12 protein-coding genes are annotated in these 12,231 nt (G+C 59.9%); 5 read left to right on the top strand and 7 right to left on the bottom strand.

Annotated features, from left to right (window positions below):
• Positions 1 to 96: 96 nt before the first annotated feature.
• The 6 genes from IM284_RS06875 to betI form a co-directional block, all read right to left on the bottom strand.
• Positions 97 to 744 carry an anti-sigma factor domain-containing protein gene (locus IM284_RS06875; protein WP_028012274.1) on the bottom strand — a complete coding sequence of 216 codons (648 nt, stop codon included), beginning with the start codon at positions 742 to 744 and terminating at the stop codon, positions 97 to 99.
• A complete protein-coding gene (locus tag IM284_RS06870) occupies positions 741 to 1,295 on the bottom strand; it encodes an RNA polymerase sigma factor (RefSeq protein ID WP_045260746.1) in 555 nt (184 codons plus the stop codon). Before IM284_RS06870 ends, IM284_RS06875 begins: the two co-directional genes overlap by 4 nt.
• A gap of 43 nt (positions 1,296 to 1,338) precedes the next feature.
• Positions 1,339 to 1,902, bottom strand: coding sequence for a fasciclin domain-containing protein (locus IM284_RS06865; protein ID WP_028012276.1), 564 nt, complete (start codon positions 1,900 to 1,902; stop codon positions 1,339 to 1,341).
• A 148-nt stretch (positions 1,903 to 2,050) separates the two neighbouring features.
• The gene (gene betA / locus IM284_RS06860; protein ID WP_047367685.1) at positions 2,051 to 3,715 is read right to left on the bottom strand and encodes a choline dehydrogenase; all 1,665 of its coding nucleotides are present in this window, start codon (positions 3,713 to 3,715) and stop codon (positions 2,051 to 2,053) included.
• A gap of 13 nt (positions 3,716 to 3,728) precedes the next feature.
• The gene (betB, locus tag IM284_RS06855; RefSeq protein ID WP_047367686.1) at positions 3,729 to 5,201 is read right to left on the bottom strand and encodes a betaine-aldehyde dehydrogenase; all 1,473 of its coding nucleotides are present in this window, start codon (positions 5,199 to 5,201) and stop codon (positions 3,729 to 3,731) included.
• 13 nt (positions 5,202 to 5,214) lie between these two features.
• Positions 5,215 to 5,802 carry a transcriptional regulator BetI gene (betI, locus tag IM284_RS06850; RefSeq protein ID WP_047367687.1) on the bottom strand — a complete coding sequence of 196 codons (588 nt, stop codon included), beginning with the start codon at positions 5,800 to 5,802 and terminating at the stop codon, positions 5,215 to 5,217.
• Between the two features lie 128 nt (positions 5,803 to 5,930).
• On the opposite strand from betI, the gene betT reads away from it, so the two are divergent.
• The 5 genes from betT (at position 5,931) to IM284_RS06825 (ending at position 11,600) form a co-directional block, all read left to right on the top strand.
• Positions 5,931 to 7,964 carry a choline BCCT transporter BetT gene (gene betT / locus IM284_RS06845; protein ID WP_047367688.1) on the top strand — a complete coding sequence of 678 codons (2,034 nt, stop codon included), beginning with the start codon at positions 5,931 to 5,933 and terminating at the stop codon, positions 7,962 to 7,964.
• Between the two features lie 234 nt (positions 7,965 to 8,198).
• Positions 8,199 to 9,110, top strand: coding sequence for a metal ABC transporter substrate-binding protein (locus tag IM284_RS06840; protein WP_047362700.1), 912 nt, complete (start codon positions 8,199 to 8,201; stop codon positions 9,108 to 9,110).
• 2 nt (positions 9,111 to 9,112) lie between these two features.
• Positions 9,113 to 9,919, top strand: coding sequence for a manganese/iron ABC transporter ATP-binding protein (locus IM284_RS06835; protein ID WP_047367689.1), 807 nt, complete (start codon positions 9,113 to 9,115; stop codon positions 9,917 to 9,919).
• On the top strand, positions 9,916 to 10,764 hold the full coding sequence (gene sitC / locus IM284_RS06830) for an iron/manganese ABC transporter permease subunit SitC (RefSeq protein ID WP_047367690.1): 849 nt from the start codon (positions 9,916 to 9,918) through the stop codon (positions 10,762 to 10,764). The genes IM284_RS06835 and sitC overlap by 4 nt, the downstream gene beginning before the upstream one ends.
• A complete protein-coding gene (locus IM284_RS06825; protein ID WP_047367691.1) occupies positions 10,761 to 11,600 on the top strand; it encodes a metal ABC transporter permease in 840 nt (279 codons plus the stop codon). The genes sitC and IM284_RS06825 overlap by 4 nt, the downstream gene beginning before the upstream one ends.
• Here the strand turns inward: IM284_RS06825 and entD are convergent.
• Positions 11,536 to 12,228, bottom strand: a complete 693-nt coding sequence (entD, locus tag IM284_RS06820) for an enterobactin synthase subunit EntD (RefSeq protein WP_047367692.1) — start codon at positions 12,226 to 12,228, stop codon at positions 11,536 to 11,538. The genes IM284_RS06825 and entD overlap by 65 nt on opposite strands.
• Positions 12,229 to 12,231 lie beyond the last annotated feature (3 nt).

Raw genomic sequence — 12,231 nt, 5'->3', positions numbered from 1 at the left:
TAATTGCAGGCCTAATATTTAATTCTTATAGGTAACCGAGAATATTATATAAATAAAAGGGGGGACGATGACGGCCCTGCAAACAGGGCCTGAGGATTACAGTTTGCCACTGTAAAGCACCGGGCCTGTGGGGAGGCCGGTGGGCGATCCGCCCTCTGGTTCAAGGCTTATGGCTATCGTGGCGTCAGCAGGGAGCGTTGCGTTCCTGAGGGTGACGCGTGTGGGGATGTCGTTATGCAGCAGCCCCATGGATACCGGCGCCTGCCCGCCTGGGATCAGCCAAAGCTGCAGGCTGTGTTGCGCGGCGACAGCTGTCGGTCGAAGCGGGGCAATGCTCAGGTGCTGGCGGCTGGCGTCCGCGCTGACGACCCACTGCCCGTGCTGTTGGGCATCGTTGAGTACCATCAGCGGAGCGAGTTCCGGGGCTCGGGTGGCATACCAGGCAACGACCGTCAGGGCGGCGAGTGAGGCCGCAACCATCCAGCCGAGATAAGGCCGACTTTGGCGTAAAGGCTTTTTGGGCGGCAGGTCGAGGGCGATTCTTTTCCACACCGTCTCGGGTGGAGGGACGGGCACAAGATGACTATCCAGCGTGCTGAACATGTCCTGCCAGTACGCCACGCGGGCGGCCAGAGCCGGTTCACGGAGGACCCTTTTCTGGAACTGAAGCCGCGCTCCTCCCCGCAGCGTGCCGAGGGCATACTCTGCTGCCAGCATGTCGTCGCGTTTTTCTGCGTCATTCATAACCCCACGCACTCCCGAAGATGATCCATTGCCCGACGTATCCAGCTTTTCACCGAGCCTACAGGCTGCTGGAGCCAGTCGGCAATGTCGCTGTGAGACATTCCCTGATAGTAGGCGAGCGTAATGCTCTGGCGCTGCTCGCTGCTCAAATGTTCGAGGCAATGCCTGAGCCGCTCTGCCTGCGCATCGTCGTGCCAGTTATTCTGTTCATCGTTCTCGCCGGGCAAAAGCACTTCGCTATACGGTGACTCGCGTTCGGCAGCGCGGGTTTGCCCGCTGCGCAGCCAGTCAATACAGCGATTGCGAACAATATGCGTAAGCCAGGTCATTGGGGAGCTCAGTGCAGCGTTGTAGGTTTCGGCTTTACTCCAGACGGTGATAAAACAGTCGTGAAGGATCTCTTCTGCCCACGCGCGGTCGCGCAGCATGCGCAGCGCGACGGCAAACAGGTGTGGCGAAGTGAGTCGATAGAGTTGTTCAAATGCGCGGCGATCGCCGTTTGCGACCGCCTGCATTAATTTCTGCTGCTGTTCTGCCAGCGCGTTATCCATGTTTTTCCCGGAAGGTAACGTCACACTTCCGAAGTATAGACAACTACTTAGGCATCAGGACGGTATCAATTACATCGATCACGCCGTTTTTTTGATGAACGTCATAGGTGCTAATGTTCGCCACATTGCCTTTACCATCCTTAAGCTGAATGTTGTGCGGGCCGTTGCTCATGATCCACAGCGGCTGACCGTTAACGGTCTTCAGCTCCGCGTGTCCGCCGCCCTGTTTAATTTTCTGCTCCAGCGCCTTCATATCGTAATTACCGGCGACCACGTGATAGGTGAGGATGCTGGTGAGCGTGGCTTTGTTTTCGGGTTTGACCAGGTTCTCGACCGTGCCGGCAGGCAATTTCGCAAACGCCGCATTGGTCGGCGCAAATACGGTGAATGGCCCTTTGCTCTGAAGCGTCTCCACCAGTCCAGCCGCTTTGACGGCGGCCACCAGCGTGGTGTGATCTTTCGAGTTCACGGCGTTTTCAACGATATTTTTGCTCGGGAACATTTCGGCTCCGCCTACCATCACGGAGCCTGACGTCATGGCGGCTGATGTGCCTGCACAGAAGAGTAAAGCGCTGGTGACGAGTGCAACACGGGTTAGCTTTTTCATCATCTTTCCTCGGTTTGGGGAGCAAAGGGATTGCTCACATATGCATATACGAGGGGAGGGGGTGAACTGGATGCAGGAAAATAAAAATAAATTTTGGGTGGGAAGCCCTCTCCCGTATGGAAGAGGGCCAGGGGGAGGGGAAATATCCTCAGCGCCTGACCGGCGCCCCGTTGGCCACATAATACGCGGCCGTACTTTTTGCCAGCGGCTCGCGCCCGCGAATCGCATCAGCAATTTTCTCACCGATCATAATCGTGGTGGCGTTCAGGTTGCCGGTAATAATCTGCGGCATGATCGACGCATCCACCACGCGTAATCCTTCCAGCCCGTGAACGCGGCCTTCACCGTCAACCACCGCCATCTCGTCATAGCCCATTTTGCAGGTGCCGCACGGATGGAACGCGGTTTCGGCATGGTTACGCACAAACTCGTCCAGCTGTTCGTCGGTCTGGCATTCGACGCCCGGGCTGATTTCACGACCGCGGTATTTGTCCAGCGCCGGCTGGTGCATGATCTCGCGGGTGATGCGGATCGCGTCGCGGAACTCCTGCCAGTCCTGCTCGTGGGACATATAGTTGAACAGGATCGCCGGATGCTGGTGCGGATCGCGCGACTGAATGCGCACGTGTCCACGGCTCGGGGAGCGCATGGAGCCGACGTGGCACTGGAAGCCGTGTTCCTTCACCGCGTTTGAGCCGTTGTAGTTAATCGCTACCGGCAGGAAGTGGTACTGAATGTTCGGCCATTCGAACTCCTCGCGGCTGCGGATAAATCCGCCCGCTTCGAAGTGGTTGCTCGCACCCACGCCGGTGCCGCCAAACAGCCACTCCGCGCCAATCTTCGGCTGGTTCCACCACTGCAGGGCAGGGTAGAGGGAAACGGGCTCCTTACATTCATACTGGAGGTACATCTCCAGATGATCCTGCAGGTTTTCTCCCACGCCGGGCAGATCGTGCACCAGCGGGATATCGAACTGCTTCAGCAATTCAGCATTGCCTACGCCGGAACGCTGGAGGATCTGCGGTGACGCAATGGCGCCTGCGCACAGGAGGACTTCTTTATTCGCCGTCGCTTTTGACGGAATGGTGCTCTCGCCTTCCAGCCACTCAACGCCCGCCGCGCGCTTGCCGTCAAAAATAATGCGATCGGTCATGGCGTGGGTGCGGATGGTCAGGTTAGGACGCGGTTTTGCCTGGTCCAGATAGCCGCGCGCGGTGCTGGCGCGTCGGCCCTGCGGCGTGACCGTGCGGTCCATCGGGCCGAAGCCTTCCTGCTGGTAGCCGTTGAGATCGTCGGTGCGCGGATAGCCCGCCTGCACGCCTGCTTCCACCATTGCTTCAAACAGCGGGTTTACGCCCGGCTTAGAGGTGGTGACGCTCACCGGACCGTCGCCGCCGTGGTAGTCGTTCGGCCCCACGTCGCGGGTCTCTGCCTTGCGGTAGTAGGGCAGGCAGTTGAGGTAGCTCCAGTGCTCCAGACCCGGCTCTTTCGCCCAGTTGTCCAGATCCATCGCGTTACCGCGGATGTAGCACATGCCGTTGATCAATGACGAGCCGCCCAGCCCTTTGCCGCGTCCGCACTCCATGCGGCGGTTGTTCATGAAAGGCTCTGGCTCGGTTTCATACGCCCAGTTGTAGCGCTTGCCCTGGAGCGGGAAGGCCAGCGCGGCAGGCATCTGGGTGCGGAAATCAAAGCGGTAGTCCGGCCCGCCCGCCTCAAGCAGCAGGACGGTGGTGTTCGGATCTTCAGTCAGTCGTGTAGCCAGTACGTTGCCGGCAGAGCCGGCCCCGATAATGATGTAGTCAAATTGCAAATAAACCTCCCGGTTAAAATATGGACTGGAATTTACCCATCTCAACCTGGATGGACTTCACCTGGGTGTAGCTCTGAAGCGTCATCACGCCGTTCTCGCGGCCAATGCCGGAGTGCTTGTAGCCGCCAACCGGCATCTCCGCGGCGGATTCACCCCAGGTGTTGATCCAGCAGATGCCCGCTTCAAGCTGGTGAATGGCGCCGTGCGCGCGGTTCAGGTCGGCGGTGACGATGCCCGCCGCCAGACCGTAGTCGGTGTCGTTGGCGCGGCGAATGGCTTCTTCATCGCTTTCATAGGTGAGGATGGACATCACCGGGCCGAAGATCTCTTCGCGCACGATGGTCATCTCGTCGGTGCAGTCGGTGAACACGGTCGGGGCCACCCACGCGCCGTTATCGAAGCCTTCGCCCTTCAGCACGTCGCCGCCGCACAGCACGCGCGCGCCTTCCTCTTTGCCTTTGGCGATATAGCGCATCACGCTGTCGCGGTGCGGGAAGCTGACCATCGGGCCAAAGTTGGTAGCTTCATCGAACAGATCGCCCGCGCGGATGCGGCCCACGCGCTCAACGATTTTCTGCTCAAACGCGGCCTTAGATTTTGCAGGCACGAACACGCGGGTGCCGTTGGTGCACACCTGCCCGGAGCTGAAGAAGTTGGCCATCATGGCGATGTCTGCGGCGAGATCCAGATCCGCATCGTCAAACACAATCAGCGGAGATTTACCACCCAGCTCCATCGTCACCTCTTTCAGGGAAGAGGCCGCGGCGTTCGCCATCACCTTTTTGCCGCTGGCGACGCCGCCGGTGAAGGAGACTTTGGCAATGCCCGGATGCTCGGTCAGGTACTGACCGGTTTCCCCGCCCACGCCCGGCAGGACGTTAAACACGCCGTCCGGCAGGCCCGCCTCGGTGTAGATTTCTGCCAGTTTCAGGGCGGTGAGCGGGGTGACCTCGCTCGGCTTGAAGATCATCGCGTTGCCCGCCGCCAGCGCCGGGGCGGATTTCCACAGGGCGATCTGGATTGGGTAGTTCCACGCGCCGATGCCCGCCACCACGCCCAGCGGCTCGCGGCGCGTGTAGACGAATGAGGTGTCGCGCAGCGGGATCTGGCTGCCTTCCAGCGCCGGGATCAGCCCCGCGTAGTACTCCAGCACGTCCGCACCGGTGACGATGTCGACGGTCGAGGTTTCAGAAAACGCCTTACCGGTGTCGAGGGTTTCCAGCTTTGCCAGCTCGTCGTTGCGCTCGCGCAGGATGTCGACGGCGCGACGCAGGATGCGCGAGCGCTCCATGGCGGTCATCGCCGCCCAGATTTTTTGCCCGCGCTTTGCGCTCTCTACGGCGCGGTCCACGTCTTCGCGCCCGGCGGCCTGCACGCTCGCCAGAACTTCACCGTTGGCCGGGTTGATGGTCTCGAAGGTGCGACCGCTGGTGGCGGATGTATAACCACCATTGATATAAAGCTGCTGTTCTGCCATTCGGGACATGCTTCCTCCTCGGTTATTCGGTCGGTAAATGCTGGCTGATAAAGTGGCTGGTGAGCGATTGCGCGAGGGTTTTGTCCAGCGGTTTGCCGCTTAGCGCGGCGCGCAGCCACAGCCCGTCAATCAGCGCGGCGAGCCCGTAGCCCGCCACTTCAGCCTGTTCACGCGGCAGCTCGCGGCGGAACTCGTACACCAGGTTTGAGAGCAACCGGCGGCTGCTGACCTGCTGCAAACGGTAGAGCATCGGTTGATGCATGCTGCTCGCCCAGAAGGCTAGCCAGGCCTTCATCGCCGCGCTGCTCACCTGGGTTTCATCAAAGTTACCGCCGACAATCGCCTGCAGACGCTGCTCCGCGCTGCCGTTCGGCAGGGCACGTAAGCGGCTTAATACCGCGTCGCGCAGCTGGCCGGTGATGTCGCGCATGGTCGCTTCCAGCAGGCCGTTTTTATCTTTGAAATAGTGGCTGATGATCCCCGTGGACACGCCCGCCCGACGGGCGATCTGCGCAATGGTTGCGTCATGCATGCCCACTTCATTAATTGCTTCCAGCGTGGCGTCGATAAGCTGCCTGCGCCGGATCGGCTGCATCCCCACTTTGGGCATTTTTGCCACTCCATTCATCAGCGTTGGTAATCTATTAAAGCGGTTTTTGATTGGACGTTCAATATAAAATGTGTCTTAATTGTTGCGATTTTGGATTTCAATAGTTACAAAAACAGTGGGGATACTGGATGACAGACCTTTCACAAGACAGAGAAAAAGACAAAATCAACCCGGTCGTTTTTTATACGTCCGCCGGGCTGATTTTGTTGTTTTCCCTGACGACCATTTTCTTTAACGATTTTTCTGCCGAGTGGATTGGCCGCACCCTGAACTGGGTGTCGAAGACCTTCGGCTGGTACTACCTGCTGGCGGCGACGCTCTATATCGTCTTCGTGGTCTGCATTGCCTGCTCGCGCTTCGGCTCGGTGAAGCTCGGGCCAGAGCAGTCCAAGCCCGAGTTCAGCCTGCTGAGCTGGGCGGCGATGCTGTTTGCCGCGGGCATCGGCATCGATCTGATGTTCTTCTCGGTAGCCGAGCCGGTCACGCAGTATATGCAGCCGCCGGAAGGGGCGGGGCAGACGATGGAGGCCGCGCGTCAGGCGATGGTCTGGACGCTGTTCCACTACGGCCTGACGGGCTGGTCGATGTATGCCCTGATGGGCATGGCGCTGGGATACTTTAGCTATCGTTATAATTTGCCTCTCACCATCCGCTCCGCGCTGTACCCGATTTTCGGGAAAAGAATTAACGGCCCGATTGGCCACAGCGTCGATATTGCGGCGGTCATTGGCACCATCTTCGGCATCGCGACGACGCTCGGCATTGGCGTGGTCCAGCTCAACTACGGGCTAAGCGTGCTGTTTGATATCCCGGATTCGATGGCGGCGAAAGCGGCGCTGATTGCGCTCTCGGTGATTATCGCCACCATTTCGGTGACCTCCGGCGTGGATAAGGGCATCCGCGTGCTCTCTGAGCTGAACGTGGCGCTGGCGCTGGGCCTGATCCTGTTCGTGCTGTTTATGGGCGACACGTCGTTCCTGCTCAACGCCCTGGTGCTGAACGTGGGCGACTACGTGAACCGCTTCATGGGCATGACGCTGAATAGTTTCGCCTTTGACCGCCCGGTGGAGTGGATGAACAACTGGACTCTGTTCTTCTGGGCGTGGTGGGTCGCATGGTCGCCATTTGTTGGCCTGTTCCTGGCGCGCATTTCGCGCGGGCGCACCATTCGTCAGTTTGTGATGGGCACCCTGATCATCCCGTTCACCTTTACCCTGCTGTGGCTGTCGATTTTCGGCAACAGCGCGCTGCACGAGATCATCCACGGCAACGCAACCTTTGCCCAGGAAGCGATGGCGCACCCGGAGCGCGGCTTCTACAGCCTGCTGGCGCAGTATCCGGCGTTTACCTTTAGCGCCTCCGTGGCGACCATCACCGGCCTGCTGTTTTACGTCACCTCGGCGGATTCCGGCGCGCTGGTGCTGGGCAACTTCACCTCGAGGCTGAAGGACATCAACAGCGACGCGCCGAACTGGCTGCGTATCTTCTGGTCCGTCGCCATCGGCCTGCTGACGCTCGGCATGCTGATGACCAACGGCATTTCGGCGTTGCAGAACACCACGGTGATTATGGGGCTGCCGTTCAGCTTTGTGATCTTCTTCGTGATGGCCGGGCTGTATAAATCGCTCAAAGTGGAAGACTACCGGCGCGTCAGCGCCAGCCGCGACACCGCGCCGCGGCCAATGGGCGCTCAGGACAGGCTGAGCTGGAAGAAACGCCTGTCGCGCCTGATGAACTACCCGGGCACGCGCTACACCAAACAGATGATGGAGACGGTCTGCTACCCGGCGATGGAAGAGGTGGCGCAGGAGCTGAGGCTGCGCGGCGCCTACGTGGAGCTGAAAAACCTGCCGCCGGAAGAGGGCGAAAATCTGGGTCATCTGGATCTGCTGGTGCACATGGGCGACGAGCAGAACTTTGTATATCAGATCTGGCCGCAGCAGTACTCGGTACCCGGCTTTACCTACCGGGCGCGCAGCGGAAAATCAACCTACTACCGGCTGGAAACCTTCTTACTGGAGGGTAGCCAGGGGAATGATTTGATGGACTACAGCAAGGAGCAGGTGATTACGGATATTCTGGACCAGTATGAACGGCACCTGAACTTTATCCATCTGCACAGGGAAGCGCCGGGGAATAGCGTGATGTTCCCGGATGTTTGAGTAATGACAAACTCTTTTAATTAAAAATCCAGCCATTTTTTTGCCGGGTGGCGCTGCGCTTACCCGGCCTTCAAAACTGCTTTTCCGTAGGCCTGATAAGCGAAGCGCCGTCAGGCCCACCCTTCATTGACATAACTTTAATGATAACCATTTTCATTTAAATATAGCCTGTGCTATACCTTATAGCACGGGCTAATTTTGCTTTGAATTTCACCACCTCAGGAGACTTCTGCGATGCACCCACTGCAAGGATTAAAGCGTCTGTTGCTCGGCGCGCTGCTCACGGCTACGACCAGCACGGGCGCGCTGGCGGCTGAAAAGTTCCAGGTCATCACCACCTTTACCGTCATCGCGGATATGGCGAAAAACGTGGCGGGGGATGCCGCAGAAGTCACCTCCATCACCAAACCGGGCGCTGAAATCCACGAGTACCAGCCGACGCCGGGGGATATCAAGCGCGCGCAAAAGGCGCAGCTGATCCTTGCGAACGGCATGAACCTGGAGCTGTGGTTCCAGCGTTTTTATCAGCACCTGAACGGCGTGCCGGAGGTGATTGTCACCCAGGGCATCACCCCGATGGGCATCAGCGAGGGGCCGTACGACGGCAAGCCTAACCCGCACGCGTGGATGTCGCCGGACAACGCGCTGATTTACGTTGATAACATCCGCGACGCGCTGGTGAAGTACGACCCGGCCAACGCGCAGGTCTACCAACGCAACGCTGAGGCCTACAAGCAGAAGATCGTCGCGACCCTCGAACCGCTGCGCAAGCAGGTGGCGGAGATCCCGGAAGACAAACGCTGGATGGTGACCAGCGAGGGCGCCTTCTCCTATCTTGCGCGGGATCTGGGCATGAAGGAACTTTACCTGTGGCCGATCAACGCCGATCGGCAGGGGACGCCGCAGCAGGTGCGCAAGGTGATCGATCTGGTGAAGAAACACCGCATCCCGGCGGTATTCAGCGAAAGCACGGTCTCCGATAAGCCGGCGCGTCAGGTGGCGCGGGAAACCGGCGCCCACTACGGCGGCGTGCTGTACGTTGACTCCCTGAGTGCGGAAAACGGCCCGGTGCCGACCTATATCGATCTGCTGAACGTCACCACCCGCACGCTGGTGCAGGGCATTCGCGACGGCATGAAGGAGTGACCATGCAGAAGGGGATTGTCGTCACGGACGTGACCGTGACCTACCGCAACGGCCACACGGCGCTACGCAATGCGTCGTTCAGCGTGCCCGGCGGATCGATTGCCGCGCTGGTGGGGGTGAACGGCTCCGGCAAGTCCACGCTGTTTAAGGCGGTGATGGGCTTTGTTCGGGCGGCGAGCGGCACTATCACCCTCAATGGGCTGCCGCCTCACCGGGCGCTGCGCCAGAACCTGGTCGCCTACGTGCCGCAGTCGGAAGAGGTCGACTGGTCGTTTCCGGTTCTGGTCGAGGACGTGGTGATGATGGGGCGCTACGGGCATATGGGATTTCTGCGGCGGCCTAAAGCGCAGGATCGGCAGATCGTGACCGACGCCCTGAAGCGCGTGGATATGCTCGAGTTGCGCCATCGGCAGATTGGCGAACTGTCCGGCGGGCAAAAGAAGCGCGTCTTTCTGGCGCGGGCGATTGCCCAGCAGGGCGAGGTGATCCTGCTCGACGAGCCGTTTACCGGCGTGGACGTTAAAACCGAAGCCAGAATCATCAGCCTGCTGCGCGAGTTGCGCGACGAGGGCAAAACCATGCTGGTCTCGACCCACAATTTAGGCTCGGTCACGGAGTTTTGCGATTACACGGTGATGGTCAAAGGCACCGTGCTGGCGAGCGGTCCGACGGAAACCACCTTCACCGCCGAAAACCTTGAGCGCGCCTTCAGCGGCGTGCTGCGCCACGTGGTACTCAGCGGCTCGGAAGATCGCATCATTACCGACGACGAGCGGCCCTTCGTGACGCACCGGCAGGAGGCCAAATGAACGCGCTTCTCGAACCCTTCGGCTATGAGTACATGCTTAACGCTATGTGGGTCTCGGCGATGGTGGGTGGGCTGTGCGCGTTTCTCTCCTGCTACCTGATGCTCAAAGGCTGGTCGCTGATCGGCGATGCGCTCTCGCACTCCATCGTGCCGGGCGTGGCGGGCGCTTACATGCTCGGGCTGCCGTTCTCGCTGGGGGCGTTTTTATCGGGCGGGCTGGCGGCGGGCAGCATGCTGTTTCTCAACCAGCGCAGCCGCCTGAAGGAGGACGCCATTATCGGGCTGATCTTCTCCTCTTTTTTCGGGCTGGGGCTGTTTATGGTCTCGCTCAACCCAACCTCGGTGAATATTCAGACCATCGTGCTCGGCAATATTCTGGCTATCGCTCCGGAGGATATCGTCCAGCTGGCGATTATCGGCGTGGTGTCGATGGTTATCCTGCTGTTCAAATGGAAAGATCTGATGGTGACCTTTTTTGATGAGAACCACGCCCGCGCGATCGGCCTGCGCCCGGAGCGCCTGAAGATCCTGTTCTTCACGCTGCTGGCGGTCTCCACCGTGGCGGCGCTGCAAACCGTCGGCGCATTTCTGGTGATTTGCCTGGTGGTTACGCCCGGCGCAACCGCGTGGCTGCTCACCGACCGCTTCCCGCGTCTGCTGGTGATTGCCGTCGCCATTGGCAGCCTCACCAGCTTCCTCGGCGCGTGGGCCAGCTATTATCTGGACGGCGCCACCGGCGGCATTATTGTGGTCGCCCAGACGCTGCTGTTCCTGCTGGCGTTCGTCTTTGCGCCGAAGCACGGGCTGCTCGCCAGCCGCCGCCGCGCGAAGGAGGCACACCCATGATGGCGCTGCTCCTTGAACCCTTCCAGTTTGCGTTCATGAACAACGCGCTGCTGATTTCACTTCTGGTAGCCGTGCCCTGCGCGCTGCTGTCGGTTTTTCTGGTGCTCAAAGGCTGGGCGCTGATGGGCGACGCCATGAGCCACGCGGTGTTTCCCGGCGTGGTGCTGGCGTGGGTGATGGGCCTGCCGCTGGCGCTGGGCGCGTTCGTTGCCGGTCTGTTTTGCGCGGTTGCCACCGGCTACCTCAAGGACAATAGCCGCATCAAGCAGGATACGGTGATGGGGATTGTCTTTTCCGGGATGTTCGGCGCGGGGCTGATCCTCTATATCGCCGTCAAACCTGAGGTGCATCTCGACCACATTCTGTTCGGCGATATGCTGGGCATTAACGGGATGGACATTCTGCAAAGCGGTCTCGTGGCGGGGCTGATTGCGCTGGTGATTGGCCTGAAATGGCGTGATTTCCTGCTGTTCTGCTTTGACTATCAGCAGGCGCAGGCGAGCGGCCTGCGCGCCCGCTGGCTGCACTATGGCTTACTGTGCATGGTGTCGCTGACCATCGTGGCGACGCTGAAGGCGGTGGGGATTATTTTGTCGATTTCGCTGCTGATTGCCCCCGGCGCGGTGGCGGTGCTGATCGCCCGACGCTTTCACATGGCGCTGCTGGTGGCAGTGGCGGTATCAATACTGGTGTCGGTCAGCGGCGTGTATGCCTCGTTTTATCTCGACAGTGCGCCCGCGCCGACCATAGTGGTCCTGTTCGCGGTGGTGTTTATCGTGACGTTTGTGGTGACCAGCGTGAAGGCGCGTCGGCAGGAACGTGTGACAGCAGGGTGATGACCTGCTCACCGCGCAGTTGCCAGTGCAGGGTGAAGGCGGTGCCTTCGTTAAAGCCTGACAGTTGACGGGTCAACGCCAGCGTAAGCGTGTTATCGTCGAGCAGGGTGACGCGCGCGCTGTCAAACCCCATGTAAGCCTGCACCTGCGGAAAAAGGGCCTTAAACAGGCTCTCTTTGGCGCTGAAAACCAGCGTCAGGGCGAGGGCGAACGGGTAACCCGAGTGGGAAAGCACGCGCTCTTCCTGGGCATCAATAATGCCGTCCTTAATTTCTCTGGCTTCATTTTCGGGCAGGATAGTTTCGCAGTCGATGCCGATAAGCGCGTGTCGATCGCGAACCACTACCGCCATGGCCTGGGTACCGCTGTGGGTGATGCTGCCGGAAATTCCGTCCGGCCAGAGCGGTTCCCCGCTGGGGCCGATGGCGGGAACGGTGTGGTCAGGTAAGGCGTGCGCGGCGGCGATGCGTCCTGCCAGATGATCAGCCTTGCGTTTACGTCCGGCGTCAGCGAGCTGGGCGTGATGGGGGAGCCAGAGGAGATCGGCGTCGGTGAAGGTGGTGGGGTCGAAGGTGATGCGGTGGAGGGTGAGGCCGGCGAGAGAAAATGTGCTGTGGGTGGTGTGCATGGT

This window comes from Enterobacter cloacae complex sp. P12RS (assembly GCF_014895875.1).
Lineage (GTDB): Bacteria > Pseudomonadota > Gammaproteobacteria > Enterobacterales > Enterobacteriaceae > Enterobacter > Enterobacter bugandensis.
This window is presented reverse-complemented; position numbering and strand designations above follow the sequence as displayed.